Annotated in this window: 25 protein-coding genes; 11 read left to right on the top strand and 14 right to left on the bottom strand. The window is 51.8% G+C overall.

The genetic code is table 11. The features are described from left to right. The first annotated feature begins 35 nt into the window (after nt 1-35). Nucleotides 36-875, top strand: coding sequence for an endonuclease/exonuclease/phosphatase family protein (locus tag KDD30_RS12160; protein ID WP_211646105.1), 840 nt, complete (start codon nt 36-38; stop codon nt 873-875). Here the strand turns inward: KDD30_RS12160 and KDD30_RS12155 are convergent. The 3 genes from KDD30_RS12155 to gloB all read right to left on the bottom strand — a co-directional run bounded on the left by KDD30_RS12155 (nt 859) and on the right by gloB (nt 3,973). Further along, complete coding sequence (locus KDD30_RS12155) at nt 859-1,548, bottom strand: YIP1 family protein (protein ID WP_211646104.1); 690 nt, start codon at nt 1,546-1,548, stop codon at nt 859-861. The genes KDD30_RS12160 and KDD30_RS12155 overlap by 17 nt on opposite strands. Next, nucleotides 1,545-3,143, bottom strand: coding sequence for a LysM peptidoglycan-binding domain-containing protein (locus tag KDD30_RS12150; protein WP_211646103.1), 1,599 nt, complete (start codon nt 3,141-3,143; stop codon nt 1,545-1,547). Before KDD30_RS12150 ends, KDD30_RS12155 begins: the two co-directional genes overlap by 4 nt. Before the next feature lie 71 nt (nt 3,144-3,214). Further along, nucleotides 3,215-3,973 (bottom strand): hydroxyacylglutathione hydrolase, encoded by a 759-nt coding sequence (gene gloB / locus KDD30_RS12145; protein ID WP_211646102.1) that lies wholly within the window; start codon nt 3,971-3,973, stop codon nt 3,215-3,217. Nucleotides 3,974-4,012: 39 nt separating this feature from the next. Between gloB and KDD30_RS12140 the strand changes: the two genes are divergently transcribed. After that, nucleotides 4,013-4,756: a class I SAM-dependent methyltransferase gene (locus KDD30_RS12140; RefSeq protein ID WP_211646101.1), complete on the top strand. Its 744-nt coding sequence runs from the start codon at nt 4,013-4,015 to the stop codon at nt 4,754-4,756. Between the two features lie 12 nt (nt 4,757-4,768). On the opposite strand, the gene rnhA is transcribed toward KDD30_RS12140, so the two are convergent. Next, a complete protein-coding gene (gene rnhA, locus KDD30_RS12135; RefSeq protein ID WP_211646100.1) occupies nt 4,769-5,233 on the bottom strand; it encodes a ribonuclease HI in 465 nt (154 codons plus the stop codon). 53 nt (nt 5,234-5,286) lie between these two features. Here rnhA and dnaQ point away from each other — a divergent pair, with 53 nt between their 5' ends. Together dnaQ and KDD30_RS12125 are read left to right on the top strand one after the other, a co-directional pair. Continuing rightward, complete coding sequence (gene dnaQ, locus KDD30_RS12130; protein WP_211646099.1) at nt 5,287-6,018, top strand: DNA polymerase III subunit epsilon; 732 nt, start codon at nt 5,287-5,289, stop codon at nt 6,016-6,018. Between the two features lie 7 nt (nt 6,019-6,025). Further along, entirely contained in the window at nt 6,026-7,282 is a 1,257-nt protein-coding gene (locus KDD30_RS12125) for a TIGR03503 family protein (RefSeq protein WP_211646098.1), read from the top strand. Between the two features lie 67 nt (nt 7,283-7,349). Here KDD30_RS12125 and fadE read toward each other — a convergent pair whose 3' ends face one another. Further along, nucleotides 7,350-9,803, bottom strand: coding sequence for an acyl-CoA dehydrogenase FadE (gene fadE / locus KDD30_RS12120; protein ID WP_211646097.1), 2,454 nt, complete (start codon nt 9,801-9,803; stop codon nt 7,350-7,352). Between the two features lie 358 nt (nt 9,804-10,161). On the opposite strand from fadE, the gene lpcA reads away from it, so the two are divergent. Beyond that, a complete protein-coding gene (lpcA, locus tag KDD30_RS12115) occupies nt 10,162-10,746 on the top strand; it encodes a D-sedoheptulose 7-phosphate isomerase (protein ID WP_211646096.1) in 585 nt (194 codons plus the stop codon). A 29-nt stretch (nt 10,747-10,775) separates the two neighbouring features. Next, nucleotides 10,776-11,594 (top strand): class II glutamine amidotransferase, encoded by an 819-nt coding sequence (locus KDD30_RS12110; protein WP_211646095.1) that lies wholly within the window; start codon nt 10,776-10,778, stop codon nt 11,592-11,594. Nucleotides 11,595-11,854: 260 nt separating this feature from the next. On the opposite strand, the gene purN is transcribed toward KDD30_RS12110, so the two are convergent. Both purN and purM read right to left on the bottom strand, forming a co-directional pair. Beyond that, a complete protein-coding gene (gene purN, locus KDD30_RS12105) occupies nt 11,855-12,499 on the bottom strand; it encodes a phosphoribosylglycinamide formyltransferase (RefSeq protein WP_211646094.1) in 645 nt (214 codons plus the stop codon). Nucleotides 12,500-12,502: 3 nt separating this feature from the next. Next, on the bottom strand, nt 12,503-13,543 hold the full coding sequence (gene purM, locus KDD30_RS12100) for a phosphoribosylformylglycinamidine cyclo-ligase (RefSeq protein ID WP_211646093.1): 1,041 nt from the start codon (nt 13,541-13,543) through the stop codon (nt 12,503-12,505). A 194-nt stretch (nt 13,544-13,737) separates the two neighbouring features. Between purM and upp the strand changes: the two genes are divergently transcribed. Beyond that, on the top strand, nt 13,738-14,364 hold the full coding sequence (gene upp, locus KDD30_RS12095; protein ID WP_211646092.1) for a uracil phosphoribosyltransferase: 627 nt from the start codon (nt 13,738-13,740) through the stop codon (nt 14,362-14,364). Nucleotides 14,365-14,457: 93 nt separating this feature from the next. On the opposite strand, the gene KDD30_RS12090 is transcribed toward upp, so the two are convergent. Further along, nucleotides 14,458-15,708 carry a uracil-xanthine permease family protein gene (locus KDD30_RS12090; protein ID WP_211646091.1) on the bottom strand — a complete coding sequence of 417 codons (1,251 nt, stop codon included), beginning with the start codon at nt 15,706-15,708 and terminating at the stop codon, nt 14,458-14,460. Between the two features lie 420 nt (nt 15,709-16,128). Between KDD30_RS12090 and KDD30_RS12085 the strand changes: the two genes are divergently transcribed. Next, nucleotides 16,129-17,310: a DUF2066 domain-containing protein gene (locus KDD30_RS12085; protein ID WP_211646090.1), complete on the top strand. Its 1,182-nt coding sequence runs from the start codon at nt 16,129-16,131 to the stop codon at nt 17,308-17,310. 92 nt (nt 17,311-17,402) lie between these two features. Here the strand turns inward: KDD30_RS12085 and KDD30_RS12080 are convergent, their stop codons facing one another. From KDD30_RS12080 to KDD30_RS12065, 4 genes are all read right to left on the bottom strand, one after another. Continuing rightward, nucleotides 17,403-17,828, bottom strand: coding sequence for a DUF2069 domain-containing protein (locus tag KDD30_RS12080; protein ID WP_211646089.1), 426 nt, complete (start codon nt 17,826-17,828; stop codon nt 17,403-17,405). A 38-nt stretch (nt 17,829-17,866) separates the two neighbouring features. After that, on the bottom strand, nt 17,867-18,442 hold the full coding sequence (gene wrbA, locus KDD30_RS12075) for an NAD(P)H:quinone oxidoreductase (RefSeq protein WP_211646088.1): 576 nt from the start codon (nt 18,440-18,442) through the stop codon (nt 17,867-17,869). Then, a complete protein-coding gene (gene arsC, locus KDD30_RS12070; RefSeq protein ID WP_211646087.1) occupies nt 18,442-18,792 on the bottom strand; it encodes an arsenate reductase (glutaredoxin) in 351 nt (116 codons plus the stop codon). Before arsC ends, wrbA begins: the two co-directional genes overlap by 1 nt. 144 nt (nt 18,793-18,936) lie before the next feature. Then, nucleotides 18,937-20,394 carry a M48 family metallopeptidase gene (locus KDD30_RS12065; protein WP_211646086.1) on the bottom strand — a complete coding sequence of 486 codons (1,458 nt, stop codon included), beginning with the start codon at nt 20,392-20,394 and terminating at the stop codon, nt 18,937-18,939. Between the two features lie 174 nt (nt 20,395-20,568). Here KDD30_RS12065 and KDD30_RS12060 point away from each other — a divergent pair, with 174 nt between their 5' ends. The 3 genes from KDD30_RS12060 to KDD30_RS12050 are packed head-to-tail and all read left to right on the top strand — an operon-like array spanning nt 20,569 to nt 22,759. Beyond that, nucleotides 20,569-20,796: a sulfurtransferase TusA family protein gene (locus KDD30_RS12060; RefSeq protein WP_211646085.1), complete on the top strand. Its 228-nt coding sequence runs from the start codon at nt 20,569-20,571 to the stop codon at nt 20,794-20,796. 7 nt (nt 20,797-20,803) lie between these two features. Then, a complete protein-coding gene (locus tag KDD30_RS12055) occupies nt 20,804-21,871 on the top strand; it encodes an AI-2E family transporter (protein WP_211646084.1) in 1,068 nt (355 codons plus the stop codon). A gap of 24 nt (nt 21,872-21,895) precedes the next feature. Further along, nucleotides 21,896-22,759, top strand: coding sequence for a DMT family transporter (locus KDD30_RS12050; RefSeq protein ID WP_249199137.1), 864 nt, complete (start codon nt 21,896-21,898; stop codon nt 22,757-22,759). A gap of 211 nt (nt 22,760-22,970) precedes the next feature. Here the strand turns inward: KDD30_RS12050 and KDD30_RS24575 are convergent, their stop codons facing one another. Beyond that, entirely contained in the window at nt 22,971-23,936 is a 966-nt protein-coding gene (locus tag KDD30_RS24575; RefSeq protein ID WP_256449220.1) for a mandelate racemase/muconate lactonizing enzyme family protein, read from the bottom strand. After that, complete coding sequence (locus KDD30_RS24570; protein WP_256449219.1) at nt 23,885-24,157, bottom strand: hypothetical protein; 273 nt, start codon at nt 24,155-24,157, stop codon at nt 23,885-23,887. The genes KDD30_RS24575 and KDD30_RS24570 overlap by 52 nt, the downstream gene beginning before the upstream one ends. Nucleotides 24,158-24,407 lie beyond the last annotated feature (250 nt).

Genomic DNA, 24,407 nt, shown 5'->3' with positions numbered 1-24,407 from the left:
ATGCTGTTCTGGCCAAGAACTGTTGCAGGTACAGAATGTTGAAAAGACTCCTTGTTGTTATCGTGTTGATTCTGCTCTTTGCCGGAGGCGGAACCTATTACTCTTTTGATATTCCTGAGCAGGCGCAGGTAACAGCTACGGTGCAGGGGAAGCAATACAGTATTCAATGCCTTGATGCGAAGCCGAAAGCGACAATTGACCGGAATGGAAAACTTCAGGTCACTGTCTGGAATATTTACAAACAACAACGTGACAACTGGCAGTCCGCTCTGGAAACATTCAGCGCAGACAGCGATCTGGTCTTGATTCAGGAAGCCAAGTTGAGTGAGTCATTCAGCAATTATCTGGCGCAGAGCCCATGGCAGGTCACGATGGCAAATGCGTTTGCTTTTCTGGATACACCTGCGGGCGTGATGAATCTTTCCCGGCAAGAGGCGGCACAAACCTGTGCGTATCTTGCGGTTGAACCCTGGCTGCGAATTCCTAAATCCGCGCTGCTCGCCAGATATCCGTTGAGCAATGGACAACAGTTAACCGTGGTCAATCTGCATGGAATTAATTTCGCATGGGGCCTTGAGGAATACCGTGCGCAGTTTGAAGCTTTGTCTGAACAGCTCAACGAAGCGCAAGGGCCAATTTTATTGGCTGGCGATTTTAATACATGGCGGGAGGAGCGGATGGCCGTTGTCAATTACTTCATAGCGCAGCTGGGTCTGCATGAAGCCACATTGGAAAAAGATTTGCGCACCCGTGTTTTGGGCTGGCCGTTGGATCATTTGTTTTATCGTGGCATGGTTCTGGAAACGGCAAAGGCGCCTGCTACAGACGCCTCTGATCATCATCCGATTATTGCACGGTTCAGGCTGACCAAATAAGTAATGGCCAGACAATTACAACCAGGAGCCACGGCAGGGCGGCGATGACGATGGCCTTCGCGCGCTCAATCCCACACCAGACACTCACGGCGATATAGGTGAGTGCGATATACCAGGGCATCAGCAAAGGAATACTGGCGGCAAATGCAGCCCATGGATGTCCCATTGGTAATTGAAGGAAAGCATTAAGGCTGTTCAGATCCGCAGCATTCGGCAGGATGTTCTCTGGATTAAACAGAATGTTGAGATAGCTGGCGATATCACCGATTAGGCTGGGAAGCATGATAAAACAGCTTGCGGCGAGCCACTTGCCAAAACTTTGCGGCATCTGGCTGCTTTTGGTGGCCAGGTTCAGCCAAAGGGCCAGCATCAAGAGGTTAGCCGTGCGGCCAAAGATATCGCCAAAGACTTCACCAGCCAGTAAGACTTCTTTGGTCAGCCATTGCAGCTGATTCTCTTCTGACATCATGGGTAATTGACTGCGGAGTGTTTCTTGCAGCCAGGCCAAATCGACTTGATTGAAGTAAGCTCCCCATAAGCCGAATGGGGCCAATATCAGCAGCAGATAAGGCAATAGCGCCCATTTCGGGCGCTGATGAACTGCGGTAAAACAATCCACGGGGGAGCGGAATGTATCCAGAAGTGCAATGAATGGATTGGTTGGTGCCGTCATACGCTTACCTTCGTCACATCCACATAGAGTTTTAGTTTCTGGCCCGGCTTCAAGTATTTCTGGTTGTTGAGTTGATTCCATTTAATCACATCAGCCAGCTTCACCTTAAATTTGTCTGCGATCACACTTAGATTATCGCCTGAGCGAACTTCATAATAGACGGTACGAATGACACCGCCATTCTTGCTGGTTTTCCAGACGTTCAGTTTCTGACCAACCCGAAGTGTGGCGCTTTTCTTCAATCCGTTCCATTTCATCAGTTCTTTGATGCTGACATTTTGCTTCTTCGCAATCGTCCAGAGACTGTCACCCGATTCGACTTTGTAAATCGTGCGGTAGCCGCCTCCGTGTTTGGCTTGTGAGCGAACTTGACTGGTCAGGCTCGGAAATGCGTTTTCTCCGTTTAATGCAACTGGGATCAGGATGTGTTTGCCCGCACGAATGCCTGAACCGGAAATTTTGTTTGCTCGCTGGATCAAATCAACAGTCGTGTGGTGTTTTTTCGCCAGAACACTCAGGCTGTCCCCGGTTTGAATCTGGTAGCGAATGACTTTCATGCCTTGGCGGCCACTGTTTTCAAAGGCCTGGTTGAACGTATCGACTTTATCTGCCGGAAGCAGTAAATGTGTTTGGTTGTCCGGAGCTGTCGCCCATTGGTTGTAGGCTGGATTCAGGGCTTTCAGTTCAGAGAGCGAAAGGCCGGCGTACTTTGCTGCCATTGCCAGATCCATCTGGGTTTTTGGATCGACGGTCTGAACGGCGGGTTCATTGGCGATGAAAGGGACATCAACCCCATATTTACGCTGGTTTTTAATGATATCCGCAACGGCCAGCAGTTTGGGGACATAACCACTGGTTTCCCTTGGTAAATCAAGTGACCAGAAGTCTGTTGGTTTACCGGCTTTTTTGTTTGCACGAATGGCCCGGAAAACACGGCCTTCCCCGGTGTTGTAAGCAGCCAGTGCATGGAGCCAGTTGCCATCGAAACGGCGGTTCAGGTAGGCGAGCAAATCCAGAGCGGCTTCGGTCGACTGAACCACGTCGCGGCGGCCGTCGTACCACCAGTTTTGCTCAAGGCCAAACTGTCGGCCGGTTCCAGGAATGATTTGCCACAGACCGGCTGCCCGGCCGTGAGAGTATGCAAACTGATCAAATGAGCTTTCAACTATCGGCAGAAGCGCCAGTTCCAGTGGCATGCCACGTTTTTCGACCGCTTCAGTGATGTGATAAAGGAAAGGTTCGGCACGGGATGCCACAATGGTCAGGTGGCCTGGATGTTTTAAGTACCAGTTCCGGTAGTAGTTAATTTGCTTGTTGTTTGGGGTGTCTAACTGAAGTTGCAGAGCAATGCGTTGCCAGACGTCATCTTGTTCTTGCGGGCTGATGACAGGTGCCGGGGGAGGAATCAGCTGTTCTGCTGCTGGAGCCAGAGTCGCTGTCGCGCTGGCCGGAGTGTTGCCCGGAACTTCATTTTTGTTGTTTTGCGTTGTGCCTGCACTTTCTTGATTGGTTGCCACAGTTTCTTGTTGTGAGTTTTCTGTGATCTGGCAACCAGCCAGCAGCAGTGCACTTGCTAAAAAAAATCGGGATTTCATGTAACCTGCCTTTAACCAAAATCGCAGGTGATAATACTTGGCGATTGGTGCAGGTTACAAGTGACAGCCCTTCAAAAATTATCCTTCCACCGACGCAGGGCAGCGAAGGTTTCAAGGTCACTTTCATTAACCGCTTTATTAGAAACAGCTTTTTTGATGCTTGGCTGATCACAGCGCAGGAAGGGATTTACTCTTTTTTCCAGGCCGAGTGTTGTTGGAATGGTGCTGATCCCTCTGGCACGGCGCTGGCTGACATCTTCACGGTAACGCTGCAGGTGCGGGTTGTCCTGCTCTGCAACGAGGGCAAATGCAAGATTGCTGCTGGTATATTCGTGTGCGCAAAAAACTTCTGTTTCATCAGGCAGGGCGGACAATTTTTGTAAGGAATTGTACATTTGTGCAGGTGTGCCTTCGAAAAGGCGACCGCAACCGGCAGAAAATAAAGTATCACCGCAGAAAAGTTTACCGTCACCGACATAGGCAATATGACCAGCGGTATGACCGGGGACGCCCAGTACCATGAAACGTTCGCCGAAAATATCGACCTGATCGCCGTCTTCAACTGACTGGGTCAGGCCCGGAATGGCTTCATCGCCGGGGCCGACGACATTACAGTTGGGGAAGGCGCGTTTGATTTCACTGATCCCGCCCACGTGATCGTGGTGGTGGTGGGTGATGAGAATGGCGTCCAGGGTTAGCGCTTCTTCTTTCAACCGGGAAAGTACTGGCGTGGCATCACCCGGATCAACGACAACACAGCGATTATCCGGGCCCTGAATCAGCCAGATGTAATTGTCGTGAAATGCAGGTATGCTCTTCATTGTTAGCATCTAATTGTCTCCGGTCCTTGATGTGGTGAGTCATCATTTATGAAGCCAGCCCGCACGATAAAACATATCGACACCCCCAACGCCTGGTCTCAGCTGGTCCAGGGAGAATGGGCGGCGCAGTTACTGCAGGCGCAGCTGGATGAGTGGTGGCCGAGATTGTTTGGCTACCATCTGCTGAAGCTCGGTGGCCTGAGCTGCGAACTTGTCAGTGGGCATTGTAACATCCGGCATCAGGTTTGTATTGACCGCGTTAATCCGCTTCGGAACCTGGAAGCCGATCCTCTGGCACTGCCATTTCTGGAAAAATCTTTCGATGCCTGTGTACTGGCGCACCAACTGGATTTCTGTCCGGATCCTCACACACTGTTACGGGAAGTGGATCGGGTGCTGGTTGATGACGGATACTTACTGATCAGCGGTTACAATCCGTTGAGTCTGCACGGATTGCGAGGTCTCCTCCCCTGGAACCGCAAGCGGGCACCCTGGTCGGGGCGGATGTTCATGCCGATGCGTGTGAAAGACTGGCTGGGCGTGCTGAATTACGAAGTGGTGTTTCACGAAAACCTTGCCATTTTGCCCCCGACACGCTCTCCGGCTTTCTCTGCATGGGCGGAAAGCATGTTATCCGGTTCACTCTCCGGGGTTGGCGGCATTTATCTGATCGTTGCAAGAAAGCGGACGTTTCCGCTCAAACCGATTAAACCCAGCTGGAAACTGCGCCGGCAACTGACGCCAATCTCAGTCAATTGCCGGACGCAGGCTAGTGAAAAGCGCCGGGGGTAACACAGTACAGAATCAGGCTTCCTGATAGCCTGTATCATCCTGAGTCGGCGATTCTGCGGCCTGGCGTGCCAATTCATCACAACGTTCATTTTCAGGATGTCCGGCGTGGCCTTTCACCCAGTGCCAGCGAACCTGATGGCGCTGGGTTTCGGTGTCCAGCCGTTGCCATAAATCGGCATTCTTCACGGGTTTTTTGTCGGCTGTTTTCCAGCCACGTTTTTTCCAGTTATGAATCCACTGTGTGATCCCCTGACGGACGTACTGGCTGTCTGTGGTCAGATCGACAATGCACGACTCTTTCAGAGATGCCAGTCCGACAATAGCGGCCAGTAATTCCATGCGATTGTTTGTGGTCATAAAAAAGCCATCATTCAGCTCTTTCACATGGCCTTTGTACCGTAAAAGGGTACCGTATCCACCGGGTCCCGGATTTCCGAGGCAAGAACCATCGGTGAAAATCTCTACCTGTTTGGTCATCTTTGGTAGTATTCGTCTTAGGATAAAAAACTTAGTCTGACATAACCAACACTATGAATGCCACCAATGAACGCATAATTGTATTCGATACCGAAACAACGGGTATGAATATGACCGGCCCTCACTACGAAGGGCACTGTATTGTCGAGATCGGCGCGGTTGAAATTATAAACCGTAAATTCACTGGCCGGACTTTCCATGTCTATATCAAACCGGATCGGCCGATTGATGCCGAAGCTGTGGCGGTTCACGGGATCACCGATGAATTTCTGCGCGATAAGCCAACTTATGGGGACATCCATCATGAGTTTATGGACTTTATCCGTGGCGCCGAGCTGGTCGCACATAATGCGCCCTTCGATATCGGCTTTATGGATTATGAGTTTCAGAAACTCAATCCGTCGATAGGCAAAACCACCGATTTCTGTACGGTGACCGATACCCTGGATATGGCGAAGAAAATCTTCCCGGGGAAACGGAACAACCTCGACGTGCTCTGTTCACGTTACGGCATTGATAACTCCCACCGAACGCTGCACGGCGCTTTGCTCGATGCCGAGATTCTGGCTGATGTCTATCTGATGATGACCGGCGGCCAGACGTCACTGGCGCTGCATGCCGCCGGGGAAGAGAGTGACGGTGGTGCAGAAAGTGGTATCCGTCGTCTGACCAGCGGACGGAAAACATTAAAGATTATCCGGGCTTCTGCCGATGAACTAAAAGCGCACGAAGCGCGTTTAGATATCATCGAAAAGAAAGGCGACGTCACACTCTGGCGTCAATAGGAGAAGTATGCGAAGGCTAGCGTTACTGTCGACATTGATCCCGGCTCTGCTTGGCACACAAAGTGCGTCGGCGGAGTCCTGGTTGGATAACCGCTTTCGGGTGGATCCGACCATCAAACAGGTGGCCTTCGTGGTAGAAAGAGAAGCCAAAAACCAGAATGTGGTTTTGGTGCGTCCGGATGGCGTGAAATATTATCCGTGGCGCCATCCAGAGAATGTCGCCTGGCACGAAGAAGCAGGCATGGATATCATCACGATTGAGAATCCGATGCCGGGGCCCTGGCAGGCGGTGGGTAAAGTCAGCACAAAGAACCAGGTGAAGGTGTTGTCAAACCTGAAGCTGGACGTTGCCACTTTGCCGGAACGCTTTTATCAGACCGAAACCTATAAGTTTACGGCGCGCCTGACACAGGATGATCAGTTGCTGACTGATCGGGATTTTCTCGATCGGGTGAAGATGTCGGTGTACTTCTATGAGTATGTGGACGATCCGGAGGCGCTGGCTGAAGATGCGTTACCTACACCGCTGAAGCTGGGTGAATTTTCGGATGACGGCCTGGAGCTGGATGAAGCGCCGGGAGATGGCGTTTTTACGGTCGCCCTGCCCATTGAAATTCAGCCGGGTCGTTACCGGGTGAAAATGACCTCCGGAAACGGGATATTTCTGCGAACGTATGAGCAGGAGGTCATGGTCTATCCGCCGCCGCTGTTACCGTCTTTTATTCAGGCTAGAAATACCGAAGAAAATCATACGCTTGTTGTGACTTCGGATGAAGGCATGATTCAGCCCGGGTCGCTCTCAGTTCATCTGGATCAGGAGGCACCAGACGGCTCGGTGACGGTGAGTCAGGAGCAGGCTGCCCCGGATGCGACCCGGCTTGAAGTCAGTGTGCCGAATCTGCTCAACCCGGGCAGCTATGCGTGGTCGGGATGGTTATATGCCACAGATACTTACCAGCAACGTGCGCTGGTGTTCCCGATGCAGAAAAGTCATTTCGCAATCACATCGATTCTGCATTTGGATAAAAATCTGGCCGAATATCGGGCACAACAGGAAGAGAAAGCCAGACTGGAAGAAGAAAAGCGTCGGCTTGAAGCGCAACTGGCTGCCCGGAGTCAGACCTGGCAAATGATTCTGGGCGGGAATGCGGTGATTGTGCTGCTGGCTGCGGTTTGGGTGTTCCTGCGCAGACGCCGTCATCAGTCTGCTATCAGCGAAGCGGATACACCAAGACTGGAAATTCCGCCGGACATGAAAGTCTGACGGAATACGGAAAAACAAAAAGGGAAGCCAGAAGCTTCCCTTTGTTTTTTATGGTGTAGCAAGCGGCTTACGCAGCGTTTTCAATTGCTTTCTGCGGCTCTGACACGCCTGCAACCAAACGCTGGGGGTCAAAGTCATCCACATTGATGGTCCGCAGACGGCCGGCTTCAGCACGGCGAAGCAGGGCGGCTTCATCTTCATTGATGGCTTTGAGTTCCAGACCGGTATCGGCCACTTTATCCAGCTGCATGAATGGCAGTTTCTTACCCGCTGCCTGACAGACGCGGTCATACAACGGTTCTGCGGCCAGAATGTCTTTCAGCGCTTCTTCCATCATCCCGACAGGGTTCGTCTCAATGGCTTCCAGGAACTGACCACGGCCCAGACGATCACGGGTTTCACAAGGAGTTTGCAGCATCACGGCCAGTTTGTGGTCCAGTTTGTCGCTTGGCTGGACGCGGGACAGACCACGCGGCAGAATCAACACGCGCAGCAGTCCGGCCACCGCTCGGCTCGGGAAGTTACGCAGGAACTGATCAATGGCTTGCTCGCTCTGATACAGCGCATCCTGCAGGCCCCAATGAACCAGTGGCAGATCTTCTTGCTTACACCCGTCATCGGCATAACGTTTCAGGGTGGCTGAAGCCAGATACAACTGACTCAGAATGTCACCCAAACGGGCAGACAGACGCTCTTTCCGCTTCAGAGAGCCTCCCAGAACAGCCATTGACATGTCAGACAGCAATGCCATGTTGGCACTGTAGCGGTTCAGTTGCTGGTAATAGCGCTTGGTGGCATCTTTCCGGGGTGCAGACGAACCGCGACCATCAGTCAGACCCAGCCAGAATGAACGAACCAGATTGCTGAAGACGAAGCCGACGTGACCAAAGAGCGCACTGTCGAAGTCGGTCAGGGCCTGACGCTGATCTTCGTTATAAGCGGCATTCATTTCCGTCAGCACGTAAGGATGGCAGCGAATCGCCCCCTGGCCATAGATGATCATCGAGCGGGTCAGAATGTTGGCACCTTCAACGGTGATCGCAATTGGTGCGCCCTGATAACCACGGGCCAGGAAGTTATTCGGACCCAGACAGATCCCTTTTCCGCCGATGATATCCATGGCATCAATGATGCCGCGTTGGCTGCGATGGGTACAATGGTATTTCACGATGGCCGAGATCACTGAAGGCTTCTCACCCAGGTCAATGCCAGAAACCGTCAGGCTGCTGGCAGCATCCAGGACGTAAGCGTTGCCTGCAATACGAGCCAATGGCTCTTCAATGCCTTCCATTTTACCGATGGGCAGTTTGAACTGACGACGAATGCGCGAATAGGCACCAGTTGCCAGCGCTGTGGTTTTCAGGCCACCCGTGGTGTTCGATGGCAGGGTGATGCCACGGCCAACAGACAGACATTCAACCAGCATCCGCCAGCCCTGACCAGCCATCTCCTGACCACCGATGATAAAGCTCAGCGGCACAAAAATTTTGTCGCCCTGTGTCGGACCATTCTGGAACGGTACATTCAGTGGGAAGTGACGGCGGCCAATCTTCACGCCTTCCAGATCAGTCGGGATCAGAGCACAGGTAATGCCGAGTTCTTCCTCATCCCCTAACAGGTGTTCCGGATCGTATAGTTTGAAAGCCAGGCCCAGTACAGTCGCGACAGGGGCAAGCGTGATATAACGCTTATTCCAGGTCAGCTCCATGCCCAGCACTTCTTCGCCTTGCCATTCGCCTTTGCGAACAATCCCGAAATCAGGGATGGCACCGGCATCTGAACCCGCTTCCGGGCTGGTCAGGGCGAAACACGGAATTTCTTTCCCTTCAGCTAAACGAGGCAGGTAATGATTTTTCTGATCTTCTGTACCGTAGTGTTGCAGCAGCTCACCCGGACCCAGTGAGTTCGGTACACCAACGGTTGAAGAAAGCACCATGGAGACACTGGAGAGTTTTTGCAGCACCAGAGATTGCGCATAGGCAGAGAACTCCAGACCACCAAATTCTTTCTTGATGATCATGGCAAAAAACTTCTTGTCCTTCAGATATTGCCAGACTTCCGGAGGCAGATCGGCCATATCATGCGTGATCTCAAAGTCGTTCACCATGCGGCAGACTTCATTGACCGGACCATCCAGGAAGGCTTTTTCTTCGGCACTCAGGCGCGGGGCCGGAATGTCGTGGAGTTTGTTCCAGTCTGGCGCACCGCGAAACAGATCAGCTTCCCACCAGACGGTGCCTGCATCAATCGCTTCTTTTTCGGTCCGAGACATCTCAGGCATCACGCCTTTGAAGGCTTTCAGAGCGGGTTTACTCAGCAGTTTCTGACGAATTGCCTGCAGGTTCAGTGGCAATGCGATGACCAGAAAAGCCAGCCAACTGAATTCACCAGTGATGTCCAGCAAGGTGCCGACAGCCAGTGTGGCTGCAATCACCAGCGTAAAGGTTCTCAGGCTGGCTCTGTGATAGGCGAGCAGCCCTGCGATTCCCAGTAACCCGAGCAGGTACACGAGTGTAGCCATTCTATCTTCTCCTTAATCAGGAATATTCTCTGTGGGTATTGTTATTTGATAAAACGAATAGGTAAGAGGTCATACCACTTGGACTAAGTGTAAGATGAAGTTTGCCAAAATGTAAAAACTTTTTTTGAGAATTGCTGAGTAACTTCGCATTGTCATTTGAACGATTGAGGAACATATGGAATGAAAAATCGGTGGGAAAACGGTTTCCTTCCCGGCAGAGCGGCCGATATGAGGGATAAATCACTGGTTTTCCCGACGTGCGAGTCGACACTTCCTAGGGTTTCTATGTAAACTGCCTGCCAGGGCATATTCAGCAAGGCATGGCCTTGCATCATCAATAATCCACAGAGAAAAGCCTATGTACCAAGATCTCATTCGTTCCGAGCTGACGGAAGCGGCAGAAGTACTGAATCGATTTATCAGTGATGAAAAGAATCTGGCGGATATCGCAGCAGCGGCAAAGCTGCTGGCGGACTCATTCAAGCAGGGTGGTAAAGTACTGTCTTGCGGTAATGGCGGTTCGCATTGCGATGCCATGCATTTTGCTGAGGAACTGACTGGTCGTTATCGTGATAACCGTCCGGGCTATCCGGGGATTGCGATTTCAGATCCAAGCCATTTGTCTTGCGTGAGTAATGATTTTGGCTACGAGTATGTCTTTTCCCGCTATCTGGAAGCTGTGGGTGCCAAAGGTGATGTGCTGTTCGGCCTGTCGACCTCAGGGAACTCCGGCAATATTCTGAAAGCGATTGAGGCGGCGAAAGCCAAAGGCATGAAAGTGATTGCGCTGACCGGTAAAGACGGCGGTAAGATGGCCGGGCTGGCGGATGTTGAAATCCGTGTACCGCATTTCGGCTATGCTGATCGTATTCAGGAAATTCATATTAAGATCATTCACATCCTGATCATGCTGGTTGAGAAGGAAATGGAAGGCGTCGCGTAAGCCTGACGTCTGACAGAGGAAAGGGAAACATGTGTGAATTGCTTGGCATGAGTGCAAACGTGCCAACTGATATTTGCTTCAGCTTTACCGGACTGATGCAGCGGGGCGGCCGAACCGGCCCGCATGCTGATGGCTGGGGGATCACTTTTTATGAAGGAAAGGGCTTTCGGACCTTCAAAGATCCCAAGCCGAGCTGCCATTCTCAAATCGCGGCGCTGGTCCAGCAGTATCCGATCAAAAGTTGTGCGGTGATCAGTCATATCCGACAGGCAAACCGGGGTGGTGTGTGCCTTGAAAACACACATCCGTTTACCCGGGAACTTTGGGGCCGTTACTGGACCTTCGCGCACAATGGCCAACTGACCGGATATGAGGCTCTGGAGACGGGGCGCTATCAGCCAGTCGGAGACACAGACAGCGAAATCGCTTTTTGCTGGCTGATGAATCAAATCGATTCCCACTTCCCGCAGCCGCCTCAGGACTGGGGGCAGATATTCCAGCTGATCGCCAAGCAATGTGATCAACTGAGAAAGCTGGGGGTTTATAACATGCTGCTCAGTGATGGCGAGTTCGTGCTGGTGTACTGTTCGAATAACCTGCACTGGATCACCCGGCGTGCGCCTTTTGGTAAAGCCTCCCTGATTGATGAAGATGTGACGATTGATTTTCAGCAGGAAACCACCCCCAATGATGTGGTGACTGTGATCGCGACACAGCCGCTGACCAATGATGAGCGCTGGCATAAAATGGAAACCGGTGAGTTTGCCGTGTTCCACTATGGTGAGCTGATCAATCAGCGGAAGCTTGAAGTGCCAGAGGATCCACCTCCGTCACCAGCCCCCCGTTAATCCAGAGGTTTTATACCAATCAAAGTAAGTCAATGATCAGAAATAGCGCAGGGGAAATGTTTGAGAACAAGGCGGGTTTTTTAGATAAGTAGTTATTCTACAATCAAAAAATCTAACGCAGTTATCGAACATTTGAACAAGCTAGGATGACCAGTTATTTACTGCGATTGGTATTATAGGGCTCGGGTGTTGCCCAATAAAAAAATGCGGCTTTCAAAGCCGCATTTTTGTGTGCATCGTCAGGCGTGCTTGCCCACAACTTACTCTTCTGAAGCATAGCCGTGCTGTGGCAGGCGCTCTCCGTCCAGAACCGCTGCATCGGATTGCATGACCACGCGTCCTTCCAGAAACCACTGACAAACCAGCGGGTAAATCCGGTGTTCTTGTTGCTGGACCCGTGCCATCACTGCTTCAGCGCTATCGCCGTCAAAGATGGGGACTTTTGCCTGCAGGATAACCGGGCCACCATCCAGCTCTTCTGTCACGAAGTGAACACTGGTGCCGTGCTCGGAATCCCCTGCATCCAGCGCTCGCTGGTGCGTATGCAGGCCCGTATACTTGGGCAGCAGGGAAGGGTGAATATTCAGCATCCGGCCTTCATAGTGGCGCACGAAGTCGCCACTGAGGATCCGCATATAACCCGCCAAGACAACCAGATCGGGTTGATAGCCGTCGATCAGATCAGCCAAAGCCCGGTCAAAGCTGTCACGGTCTGCAAAATCGGCTGCCGCGAGGTGCGATGTCGGAATACCGGCATTGCGCGCGCGTTCCAGGCCATATGCATCGGCCTTATTGGAAATGACCGCAGCAATCCGACCATGGCTGATCGTCCCGCTTTCACAGGCATCGATGATGGCTTGCAGATTCGAACCACTGCCGGAAATCAGCACAACGATATTTTTCATTGCTCAGCGAATCTCCACCTGGGCTTCACCCTCGGCAGCATCTGCAATTGAACCCAGCAACCAAGCGTTTTCACCTTCGGCGGTCAGTAACTCAACGGCCTTGGTCGCTTGGTCTTGCGGCAGGGCAATGACCAAGCCAACACCACAGTTGAAGGTCCGGTACATTTCACGGGTATCCACATTGCCTGCTTGCTGCAGCCAGTTGAACACCGCTGGCCATTCCCAGCTCTTACCGTCAATGACGGCTTTGGTGTTCTGAGGCAGAACGCGTGGAATGTTTTCCCAGAAACCACCGCCAGTGATGTGAGAAATCGCGTGCAGTTCGCAGCTTTCCATCAGTTTCAGCACAGGTTTCACGTAAATTCGGGTGGGTTCCAGTAGGTGCTCAGACAGTGGCTTCCCTTCCAGATCCTGGTTCAGGTCGGCCTGAGAAACTTCAAGGATTTTACGAATCAGAGAATAACCATTGGAGTGAGGGCCACTTGAAGCGACAGCAATCAGCGCATCGCCCGCCTGGACTTTGGTGCCGTCGATGATTTCAGATTTCTCAACAACACCGACACAGAAACCCGCGACATCATAGTCTTCACCGTGATACATGCCTGGCATTTCTGCGGTTTCACCACCAATCAGTGCACAACCGGACTGAACGCAGCCTTCACCAATTCCGCTCACCACGCTTGCGGCGGTGTCGACATCCAGTTTGCCTGTGGCGTAGTAATCGAGGAAGAACAGAGGTTCTGCGCCCTGAACAATCAGGTCGTTCACACACATTGCCACCAGGTCTATGCCAATGGTGTCGTGCTTTTTCAGATCCATCGCCAGACGCAGCTTGGTGCCTACACCGTCTGTCCCTGAAACCAGAACCGGCTCTTTATACTTGGTTGGCAGCGAACACAGTGCGCCAAATCCGCCCAAACCGCCCATGACTTCCGGACGTGTCGTGCGCTTGACTACACCTTTGATTCGATCAACCAAAGCATTCCCTGCATCAATATCGACACCTGCATCTTTGTAACTTAGAGAAGAATGATTACCGCTCACAACAGATCCTCACCGGTTAAATCGCAAAATCCGCAGTATGATAACAGTAGTCAGGGCGGAAAGGAAAACGTTTGCGTCAAATATTCTGTGTGGCGGAAACCTGACCAGATGGACGGTTATTCCCTACCTGCAAGACAATGGACTAGTGTATAATAGATCGATTTTTTTGAAATTTTGTTGTGTAGGAGTCCAAGATGAAAGTCGTTGAGGTAAAACACCCGCTGGTGAAGCATAAAATTGGTCTGATGCGTGAAGCGGATATCAGCACCAAGCGGTTTCGTGAACTGGCGACTGAAGTGGGTAGCCTGCTGACGTATGAAGCGACTTCAGACTTCGAGACAGAAACCATTACCATTGAAGGCTGGAACGGCCCGGTTGACGTGGATCAGATCAAAGGGAAAAAAGTCACTGTCGTGCCAATCCTGCGTGCTGGTCTGGGGATGATGGATGGCGTTCTGGAGCACATGCCAAGTGCCCGTATCAGCACGGTTGGTATTTACCGTGATGAAGAAACGCTGGAGCCTGTGCCTTACTTCCATAAACTGGCTTCAAACATTGATGAGCGTATGGCGCTGGTTGTTGACCCGATGCTGGCCACTGGTGGTTCCATGATTGCAACCATTGATCTGCTGAAAGAGCACGGTTGTCACTCCATTAAAGTGCTGGTGCTGGTGGCTGCGCCTGAAGGGATTGCAGCGCTGGAAAAAGCGCACCCGGATGTTGAGCTGTACACGGCTGCCATTGACCAGAAATTGAATGACAAAGGTTACATCGTTCCGGGCCTGGGCGATGCTGGCGATAAAATCTTCGGGACCAAATAATTCAGTCATCCGACCGATTCAAAAAAACCGGCTGATTGCCGGTTTTTTTATGTTTGAATGCCGCGACGTCAATCGCGGCTGAAGGCACGTCCATTAATGGTTGTCTGATTCCATTTGGGCGTTGTCGACAATATTGCTCTCACCCAGATCTTTTGGCAGAACCAGGTTCAGTACGATCGCGACGATACCGCACAGGCTGACACCCTGCAGGCTGAACTCGCCAATGCCAAACGCCATGCCACCAATCCCGAATACCAGCGTGACCGCGACAATCACCAGATTGCGTGATTTGTGCAGATCCACCTGATTTTTGATCAGCGTATTGAGCCCGACGGTCGCAATCGAGCCAAACAGCAGAATCATGATACCGCCCATCACGGGCACCGGAATGGTTTGCAGAATTGCGCCCAGTTTTCCAACGAAAGCCAGCACGATGGCAGTCACAGCACTCCAGGTCATGATGGCCGGATTGAATGCTTTGGTCAGCATCACGGCACCTGTCACTTCGGAGTAGGTGGTATTGGGTGGCGCGCCAACCATGGAAGCGGCGATGGTTGCGACACCGTCTCCGGCCATGGTGCGGTGCAGGCCAGGTTTTTTCAGATAATCTTTGTTCGTGACGTTCGAAATCGCCAGCATATCGCCCACATGTTCGACAGCAGGGGCAATCGCTACCGGGATCATGAACAGAACGGCGTTGATGTTGAACTCAGGCAGCGTGAAGTTGGGAACCGCGAACCAGCTGGCTTGCTGGACGGGTGTAAAGTCCACCACACCAAAGAACAGGCTGACGCCATAACCGGCAAGAATCCCTGCCATGATCGGCACCAGCTTAAAGATCCCTTTGGCAAACACACTGACCACAATCGTGACCAGCAGGGAGATCCCCGCAATCCACAAAGCCGGATCGCCGTCTACAATCTGAATCGCGCCATCACCGCTTTTTCCCAGTGCCATGTTGACAGCCGCCGGAGCCAGCCCTAAACCGATGACCATAATGACCGGACCAACAACGACAGGCGGCAAGAGTTTGTGAATGATGCCGACGCCACGGACCTTAATCACGGCAGCCATCATCAGATAGACGATCCCGGCCATCATCAGGCCACCGAGAGTTGAGGGGATTCCCCAAGTTTGAACACCGTAAAGGATGGGAGCAATAAACGCGAAAGAAGAGGCAAGAAAAATGGGAACGCTGCGTTTGGTGATGATTTGAAAGAGTAAAGTGCCGAGACCGGCGCCGAACAGGGCAACATTGGGGTCAAGCCCGGTTAACAGTGGTACCAGGACTAACGCACCAAATGCCACAAACAGCATCTGGACCCCTTGTAAGATCTGCATCATTGTCACAATTCTCCCTCGGTATAAAAAAAATCGCGCAATGCTAGCACAAGCGCAAACGATTCCCCAGCGATCCCGGACATTAATTTGATAATCTTGTTACTGATTGAGGTGATTTGACTGCGACGCATCCCGGATGTCCGATTTTATGCGTCTTGTTTTTATCAATCGCGGATAACGCAACGGACTGAATCCGATCATGTGCATCATTCGGTGCGCAGCGGAACGCCAACTGCTGCCCGTTTTTAGGATTTTTTTATGACAATTTACGTTATTTGCGGATGCCTGAGGTATATTAGCCCCAGCGGCTGCAAGGCCCGAGAATTAAGCCCGCGTCTGATAAGATGAGGCTTCGATGGATAAAAAATGATGTTCCGGTTGTCTGACAGCCGTGAATGATCATGAAAAAACGACGAGTGACTTATGTGGCGTTTTGCTTTTTTCGTTGTAGCACTGGTGACCTTACCGCTGCAGGCTGCAACCGTGAATACCCTATATCAGGCAGAGGTGTTGCTGCCGGATACCGACAATCAGACGGAACGTGCCGCCCGGGCAACGGCTTTGCAGCAGGTGCTGATCAAAGTGTCTGGCCAGAGTGATATCGCCGGGAATGATGTGATTCAGAAAGCACTGGACAATAACAGTGCTTATGTCAGCCAACTGGGACAAAGTACGGTAAACGGGCAACCGGCACTGGCAGTCAGCTTTGACCGCGGAAAAATCCGGGATTTGCTGACACAGGCGAATGCAACGTTCTGGTCGGAACAGCGTCCGACTATACTGGTCTGGCTGGTGGAAGATCAGGGCCGTGATCGGAATATTGTTTGGGATCAGTCTGGCAATCAGCTACAGAGCAATTTGAATCAGTTCGCAGCAATGCGGGGTCTGCCTGTGTTGCTGCCGATTGGTGATTTTGAAGATGTCACCGCAATCAGTGTACCGGATTTGTGGGGCGGGTTCGCTCAGCCTGTGGCTCAGGCCAGTGCACGATATCAGCCGGAAGCGGTTCTGATTGCCCGCGTGAGCGGTAGTGGTGCGAAAAGCCAGGTGAGCTGGCAATTATTCCCGAATACCCCGGCCGAGATGTTAGAAGGTAATGCAGCGCCGATTGAAGGACGCAGCCAGGGGCAGGATGCGATTCAGGGAATGATGAATACCCTTGCAGATGAACTGGCTGCGCGTTATGCGGTACAGCTGGGCGGTGCGACGGAAGGCGGCTTTGCGATTGAAGTTGCCAATATCCGCCATGTTGAAGATTTTTTCCAACTGGAAAAATTACTGCAAGCGATGAGCTCTGTGGCAGATGTTGATGCCACTCATTTGCAGGGAGACCGGGTTCGCTTTGCGATTAAGCTGCTGAGCAACGAACAGGCGTTTGCCCGGGAGCTGGAGATGGAACCGCGACTGAGAACACAGTCTGTTTCAGCCCTGGTTCGTGAAATGCCGCAAGAAACTTCCGTCGCTCAACCCGTCACGGAAGGGATCATTACCCCGACCTCCCGGGAAGGTTCAGCGTCTCAGCCACTGCCTCAGCTGGATGTCAGTGCGACTCGGGAATCGGCAGCATCTGGCATCAGTCAGTATGTCTGGCATCCGAATTCATAAACGAATGTCATAAAAAACCCGGCCATGCCGGGTTTTTTTGTCACCGATGTTTATATCAATCAAAGTCAGTCAGTGATTGACTGCGATTGGTATTACTTGTCACCGTGAGCTTCTCGCTCTTCACGCTCAACCTGGGACAGCTTTTTCAGTTGATTGCCCAGTTCGCGCCCTCTGGCCCTGGCAAATAAAATATTGCCGAAGAAGGCTGCAGTCGTCAGGCCCAGTTCAACCAGCGCCAGCCAGCGTTCCCCGCCATCGGTCCAAAGCAATGTCAGTGCATGCAGAAAATAGAACATCAGGATGAAGTTCGCCCAGGCGTGGGTATAGGGCTTTCCTTCCAACATGCCTTTCAAAGGCAGCAGTAAAGGCAAACTCCACATCCCCGCAACCACATAGTTGTTCAGGTGTGGGTGCGGCGAAATCACGCTTTGCCACAGCACGACCCAAAGCAGCAGGGACAGGTTGGCGGTCAGGGCAAAATAGCGCAGATTCTGCGTGGTCTGGCTCATTGGTTTCATGATTGTTTCCTTAACTGTGGCAGTGCACAGTGCATCACTTAGGGATCAAGCAGTCTGGCGGTTTGTGCCAGTCTTTTGCCGAGTGCCTGTGCCAGTGTAGATTCTTCCTGCGTCAGGCCATCATTCTGATTCAGATGTGAAGCGCCGTAGGGCGTTCCACCAGACTGGGTGGTGTGCAGCAAGGGTTCAGAATAAGGCAGCCCCAGCACCAGCATGCCATGATGCAATAACGGCAGCATCATCGATTGCAGCGTCGTTTCCTGGCCACCATGCATGGAAGAGGAAGCGGTAAAGACACAGGCGGGTTTTCCAATCAGGGTCCCTGATAACCACTGCGCGCTGGTACTGTCGATAAAATGCTTCAGCGGGGCAGCCATGTTCCCGAACCGAACCGGGCTGCCAAGCGCCAGACCCGCGCAATTTTCCAGATCCGATTGCGTGACGAAAGGGTCGCCGGAAGGCTGGGACATCAGCTGGGCATGGTCGTCAATGTCCGGCACGGTTCTGAGCACCGCTTCACAGCCGGGGATCTGAGCTATCCCCCGGGCAATCTGGCGGGCGAGCTGGCGGGTACTGCCATGACGGCTGTAATAAAGCACCAGAATCTGATGCATTACAGAATATCCAGCACTTGCTCGGGAGGGCGGCCCAGTGCGGCTTTGTCACCATTCACAACAATCGGGCGCTCAATCAGTTTCGGGTTGGCTGCCATGGCATCCAGCAGATCCTGCTCTGAGACAGACGCATCGCCCAGATTCAGGGATTTATAGAGGTCTTCTTTGGTCCGCATCATCTGACGGGCAGAATCAAACCCGAGTTTCCGTTGTAATTCAGCCAGCTGAGCAGCCGTTGGTGTGTCGTTCAGGTATTGAATGACTTCCGGAGCAATGCCCTGATTTTCGAGCAGGTTCAGCGTTTCGCGGCTTTTTGAGCAGCGTGGATTGTGGTAAATCGTAATCGGCATAAAGTTCTCCTGAGCGGATCGGAATCATCATGCCCGCCGGAAGCGACGGGCTAAATGTCTGATATTGTAGTGGACAGTCGGAAGACAGAAAAAGCAATTCCTGTGAGAGTGTTAGCTGGCTCCGTTTTACGCGGCGCGTGCGGTTTATAAATCCGCAAAACGGGCCCGCGCCAACCGCAGCTGATCGATCCGGGCATCATATCGGGCCTGATCCAGCGAGCCGACTTTGACCATCTGGCTGGCCTGAATGTAGTTCTGAATCGCTTTTTCCCAGTCGCCACGCAGTGCCATGAGTTCGGCTCGGGCAGCCAGCTCGCCGTCGCGGCGTCCGATGGTGGCATAGGCTTCAGCCATCATGCTCCAGCCATTCACATCATTGGGGTTGTCGTAGCTGTAACGACTCAGGATAGACAGGCCGTCCTGAGCCCGGCCAGCTTCCAGAAAAGCATGGGCCAGATTCAGTCTGAGCACGGCATTGGCCGGGTTTGACTTGAGCGCCTGCTGTAATCGGTTGATGGCACTGTCATAGCGTTTCTGGAACAGATCCAGATCGGTTGCCGAATCAATAAAAAAGCGATTGCCCGGCTCTGCCGACAGGAGAGGCGTCAGTAAATCGGATGCTTCGTCGTATTTTCCGCTGTCCATCAGAACCAGTGCTTTCCCGTAATCGACGGCCATTTTTTCCGCACCGCTGGCATTTTTACCTTTTCTGTTTAACCAGTCCATTGCATTGCGGCTGTCTAAATTGGCGTATCGCGCAATGATGCGAGCCTGTGCCAGCAAGTAGGTTTCAGAGATTGGCACCCGGCGCGGCGGATATTGTGCCGCACGGCTTCGGGTATCGGAAATTCGGGATTCGGGGAGGGGGTGCGTCAGCAGCATGGCTGGCGGCGTGCTGGCATAGCGGTACTGATCGGCCAGACGACCAAAGAAAGTTGGCATGGCCTGAACATCGAAACCAGATTTTGCCAGTGTTGCAATCCCGATCCGATCCGCTTCCATTTCGTTACTGCGGGTGTAATTGATTTGCCCTTGCACTGAAGCGGCTGTGGTGGCTTGAATCGCAGCAATGCCAGCTTCGGGGGATGCAATGGCCAGCATCAGCGAGCCGATGAGTGCGGCCATGGTTGCCGGAGATTTCTTCGCCTGATCTTCCATGCTCCGGGCCAGATGGCGCTGCGTGATGTGCGCAATTTCGTGCGCGACTACGGAAGCCAGTTCACTTTCACTTTGCGCATGAAGGAAAAGTCCGGAATGTAGTGCGACATGTCCGCCAAAGAATGCAAATGCGTTGACTTCGCGGTTCTGGATCAGAAAAAACTCGAACGGCGTGCGGACATCCTGTGCATTGGCCACTAATTGATGGCCCAGGTTCTGAACATATTCAGACAACAACGGGTCATGAATGATGGGTTTACTGGCGCGCAGCATCCGCATATACGCATCGCCGTATTCCAGCTCTTTTTCGATGGTCAGCGTAGCGGCTGCAGTCGTGCCGATTTCAGGCAGATCTTCCAGCGAGGCATCGGCCCAGGACATCGTCGGGGTGCTCAGCAAAGCACAGAGCAGCAAACAAACTGGCTTTTTGACAAATCGAAGCATAGAAATGGTGGTCGCCTTTATTCCGTGTCGTTGTAATCTCGATTGCAGCAAAAAGACGGCTGCATTTGTCGGTGTCACACTTGATATGACAACAAAAGTTCTGCGCTGTTTCTTTCTTGTCGTCATCATGTTATTTACAATAACCTGTTGGATAATAACCGCCTGTGCATAAGAATGGAAATACCTGCTCTGGATTTAACCCAAACCCGTTGTCCGATGGCGCTTTTGCTGGCCAAGAGAGGGTGTCGTGAACTGGCGTCTGGGCAGTCTCTGGAGCTCCGAATCTGTGATGCCGGCGCCCGACAGGATATACCCCGCTATCTGCTGAATCAGGGCTATGAGGTGCTTGTTCAGACAGATAATTCACGGTTATTTGTGATTACCGTAACTAAAAGGTTGTGACGCATTTATGCTGGAAATGATAAGTCGCTGGTATCAGCGCAGATTTTCTGACCCGCACGCGGTCAGTTTGGTGGCGATCCTCTTGGTGGGTTTCATCACCATTTACTTTTTCGGCAACCTGATTGCACCCCTGCTTGCAGCCATCGTGCTGGCTTACCTGCTGGAATGGCCGGTGATGTACCTGACACGGCTCCGGGTGCCCCGTACCCTTGCTGTCACTCTGGTACTGCTGCTGTTTTCCGGGCTGATGGTGATGGCGGTGTTTGGCCTGATCCCGGTGATCTGGCATCAGGTTACGAACCTGTTGTCTGATGTGCCCAGTATGTTCAATGACCTGCAGCGTTATGTCTCCAGCCTGCCGGAACGTTATCCGGAACTGGTTCAGCCAGAGCAGATCACCACAGTGATGAACAGTCTGCGCGAAAAAGTACTGGGTATGGGCGAAACCGCGCTGAAGGGGTCTGTCGCTTCGTTGCTGAGCCTGGCGACGTTGGCCGTTTATCTGATCCTGGTGCCGCTGCTGGTGTTCTTCCTGCTGAAAGACAAAGAGGAAATGATGGCGACGCTTGGCCGTCTGTTGCCGCGAAATCGCCGTCTTGCCAGTAAAGTTGGCGCCGAAATGAATGAGCAGATCTCCAACTATATTCGTGGCAAAGTGACCGAAATCATTATCGTTGGTATTGCCAGCTATATTACCTTTGCATTGCTTGATTTGCGGTACTCGTTGCTGCTGGCGGTGCTGGTTGGTTTCTCGGTGCTGATCCCTTATATCGGTGCCGCGGCTGTGACGGTGCCGGTTGCCATGGTCGGGCTGTTCCAGTGGGGGCTGAGCCCGGATTTCTGGTGGCTGCTGGTGGCTTACGGCATCATTCAGGCGCTGGATGGTAATGTGCTTGTGCCTGTGCTGTTCTCGGAAGCGGTGAACCTGCATCCGGTGGCCATCATTGTCTCCGTGCTGGTCTTTGGTGGATTGTGGGGGTTCTGGGGCGTCTTTTTTGCCATTCCGCTCGCGACACTGGTGAAGGCTGTCTGGCATGCCTTGCCGGCCACAGATCATCTTGAGGACACACCTTAAATGATGCAGGGCAGAGAGGCGAGGATGAATACATCCCTGAAGGTGTTGCTACTTACCTCTCTGGCCATGTTGTTCTTTGCTGCGAACTCGCTGCTGAACCGGGTCGCCTTATCCGAAACGCAAATCGACCCGGCCAGTTTTACGCTTCTTCGAATCGCTTCAGGCGCATTGTTTTTGTGGCTGATTCTTTCTGTGCAATCCGGAATCAATCCTCGATTCATCGCCCGCATCGGTCACTGGCCGTCGGCTGCAGCATTGTTTATCTATGCCGCTGGCTTTTCATTTGCTTACCAGAGTCTCACCGCTGCCACCGGCGCATTGTTACTCTTTGCTGCCGTTCAAATCACCCTGATGACGGCAGGATGGTGCCGGGGTGAGCATTTTACATTGGTGCAGCTGGCGGGGGGTGCGCTTGCGCTCGGTGGTTTGGTTGTTTTGTTGCTGCCTGGCGTCTCTGCACCCGCCTGGGATGGCGCCATACTGATGGCGATTGCCGGTGTTTCGTGGGGATTATATACCTTGTGGGGAAAGGGCAGTTCAAACCCACTGCAAACGACTGCCGGTAACTTCCTCCGGGCGGTCCCACTGGCAGTATTGTGCTGGTTTCTGGCGGGTGACATGCGTTTTGATGGTTCTGGCATCTTATATGCTGTGCTATCTGGTGCGATTGCTTCCGGGATTGGCTACGCCATCTGGTATCAGGTGCTGCCATCACTGACTGCGATGACTGCGGCAACGATTCAGTTAAGTGTGCCGGTGCTGGCAGCTTTGGGCGGGGTACTCTTTTTGTCGGAAGCCGTCTCGTTCCGGTTACTGATGGCGTCTTTCGCCATTCTGGGCGGGATTGCACTGGTTCTGAGATTCAAATCTGTTCCACGTCAGCAGTGACTGAGGGGGCATGGTCGCGGTGTGCTCATCCATCAGACCGCAGGTGCGGCCTGATGGGAGGAGATATTGGAAGAACGACCCTACCGCTATCTAATTATTTTGGCTGGATATTTCACGGCATAGAAAAAGGTGAAACTGTTGATTGTGGCAGTTTCACCTGAAAACTCGATACTTCATAAACGAGCTCGAACTCGTCACTCAAAATTGTTGTTTACTTGATCGTGACAATCCGTGATTCTCTTAAAGCTTTTTCACTGAGTTCTTGGCCAATCCCTGGCTTGTCTGGAATGGAAAAGTAACCATTTTCAGGTTGATACTCATGAATACAAAGTTCCCGGTTCGCTTCAAGCAGGGCACAAGCATGGTGTTCGTGGATCACAAAGTTTGGAATCACCGCTTCTAACTGTAACGCTGCTGCTGTTGCAATGGGGCCACCACAAATGTGCATCTGTACGCCAATATCGTATGCATTCGCCATGTCACAAATTTTCTTTCCTTCAGTAATTCCACCGCAGTTCCCTAAATCAGGTTGGATGATTTGCAATGAACGTCTCCCTTCAAAAAATTGTGCATATGAACGTCGGCCATAAACCCGCTCACCTGTCGCCATGGGAATATTTACTGCATTAGCAATTTCATCGAATAATTTTGGCATTTCAGGTGCTGTGGCTTCTTCATAATAAAAACAATTAAACTTTTCTAATTGTTTACCTAGCTGAATCGCCGTATTCGTATCTGTCAGAGAGTGTAACTCAACGATAATATCAAGGTCTTTACCGCCAGCTTGACGGATAGCAGCAATCCGTTCGACAGCAACCTCAAGTTGTTTATTTTCAAGAAGGCCGTAGTTTGACCAATCCATCCATCGACCTTCAAGGTCAAAACCGACAGGGTCTACTTTTACAGCGGTATACCCTTGTGCCATTGCTTTTTCAGTGGCTCTGGCATAGTCAGCAGGTGTCACCATTGCAGCAGCTTCCAAGCCCCAATCAAACTGAATCTGTGAAGCGTAAGTTCTCAATTTGTCATTGGTTTTCCCACCCAGCAGTTCATATACCGGTACACCTAATGCTTTTCCTTTGATATCCCATAATGCAATATCGATTGCAGAGATACCACCATAATTTAGGGCCCCCCACCCATAGCCCAGAATGTATTTCGGTAAATATGTTCCCAAATGGCTTCAATTTTAAATGGATCCATTCCGATAATTATTTTGCCGAAATCCTGGAGGATACCGAAAGCCGCTTCTTGATTATTTCCGTAAGCCAATCCAATTTCACCGTAGCCTGAAATTCCGGCATCTGTGTTTATTCTAATAACGGTTGGATTCCATGGCGTATCCTTCACAGAGGGTTCACCTTTGCACTGAATTACATCAACACTCGTAATTTTCATGAGCTAAATCTCCATTTGTTAACTTCCGTTTAACATTACGGGTGAGGTTTAATTAGGTAAAGCCACTTAACTATTTTGTGTGTTGGGTGTCACATTTGATCGTATTTTATAGCGAAATGATATAAATCTGAATGCATTTGTGGTTAAGGTGCTTAACTAAATTTAATGATCCTTGTCACGCTTATGTGCTTTTTTAGTGGTTAATTTTGTTACAGGTTGGTAACAATAATGGTGATTTTGACATAAAGGA

It is taken from the genome of Photobacterium sp. GJ3, from assembly GCF_018199995.1.
Classification (GTDB): domain Bacteria; phylum Pseudomonadota; class Gammaproteobacteria; order Enterobacterales; family Vibrionaceae; genus Photobacterium.
This window is presented reverse-complemented; position numbering and strand designations above follow the sequence as displayed.

Bases quoted from the DNA above. Each gene is read 5' to 3' on its own strand.
- KDD30_RS12160 (WP_211646105.1), top strand. From the start codon at position 36: ATGTTGAAAAGACTCCTTGTTGTTATCGTGTTGATTCTGCTCTTTGCC.
- KDD30_RS12155 (WP_211646104.1), bottom strand. From the start codon at position 1,548: ATGACGGCACCAACCAATCCATTCATTGCACTTCTGGATACATTCCGC.
- KDD30_RS12150 (WP_211646103.1), bottom strand. From the start codon at position 3,143: ATGAAATCCCGATTTTTTTTAGCAAGTGCACTGCTGCTGGCTGGTTGC.
- gloB (WP_211646102.1), bottom strand. From the start codon at position 3,973: ATGCTAACAATGAAGAGCATACCTGCATTTCACGACAATTACATCTGG.
- KDD30_RS12140 (WP_211646101.1), top strand. From the start codon at position 4,013: ATGAAGCCAGCCCGCACGATAAAACATATCGACACCCCCAACGCCTGG.
- rnhA (WP_211646100.1), bottom strand. From the start codon at position 5,233: ATGACCAAACAGGTAGAGATTTTCACCGATGGTTCTTGCCTCGGAAAT.
- dnaQ (WP_211646099.1), top strand. From the start codon at position 5,287: ATGAATGCCACCAATGAACGCATAATTGTATTCGATACCGAAACAACG.
- KDD30_RS12125 (WP_211646098.1), top strand. From the start codon at position 6,026: ATGCGAAGGCTAGCGTTACTGTCGACATTGATCCCGGCTCTGCTTGGC.
- fadE (WP_211646097.1), bottom strand. From the start codon at position 9,803: ATGGCTACACTCGTGTACCTGCTCGGGTTACTGGGAATCGCAGGGCTG.
- lpcA (WP_211646096.1), top strand. From the start codon at position 10,162: ATGTACCAAGATCTCATTCGTTCCGAGCTGACGGAAGCGGCAGAAGTA.
- KDD30_RS12110 (WP_211646095.1), top strand. From the start codon at position 10,776: ATGTGTGAATTGCTTGGCATGAGTGCAAACGTGCCAACTGATATTTGC.
- purN (WP_211646094.1), bottom strand. From the start codon at position 12,499: ATGAAAAATATCGTTGTGCTGATTTCCGGCAGTGGTTCGAATCTGCAA.
- upp (WP_211646092.1), top strand. From the start codon at position 13,738: ATGAAAGTCGTTGAGGTAAAACACCCGCTGGTGAAGCATAAAATTGGT.
- KDD30_RS12090 (WP_211646091.1), bottom strand. From the start codon at position 15,708: ATGATGCAGATCTTACAAGGGGTCCAGATGCTGTTTGTGGCATTTGGT.
- KDD30_RS12085 (WP_211646090.1), top strand. From the start codon at position 16,129: ATGTGGCGTTTTGCTTTTTTCGTTGTAGCACTGGTGACCTTACCGCTG.
- KDD30_RS12080 (WP_211646089.1), bottom strand. From the start codon at position 17,828: ATGAAACCAATGAGCCAGACCACGCAGAATCTGCGCTATTTTGCCCTG.
- wrbA (WP_211646088.1), bottom strand. From the start codon at position 18,442: ATGCATCAGATTCTGGTGCTTTATTACAGCCGTCATGGCAGTACCCGC.
- arsC (WP_211646087.1), bottom strand. From the start codon at position 18,792: ATGCCGATTACGATTTACCACAATCCACGCTGCTCAAAAAGCCGCGAA.
- KDD30_RS12065 (WP_211646086.1), bottom strand. From the start codon at position 20,394: ATGCTTCGATTTGTCAAAAAGCCAGTTTGTTTGCTGCTCTGTGCTTTG.
- KDD30_RS12060 (WP_211646085.1), top strand. From the start codon at position 20,569: ATGGAAATACCTGCTCTGGATTTAACCCAAACCCGTTGTCCGATGGCG.
- KDD30_RS12055 (WP_211646084.1), top strand. From the start codon at position 20,804: ATGCTGGAAATGATAAGTCGCTGGTATCAGCGCAGATTTTCTGACCCG.
- KDD30_RS12050 (WP_249199137.1), top strand. From the start codon at position 21,896: ATGAATACATCCCTGAAGGTGTTGCTACTTACCTCTCTGGCCATGTTG.
- KDD30_RS24570 (WP_256449219.1), bottom strand. From the start codon at position 24,157: ATGAAAATTACGAGTGTTGATGTAATTCAGTGCAAAGGTGAACCCTCT.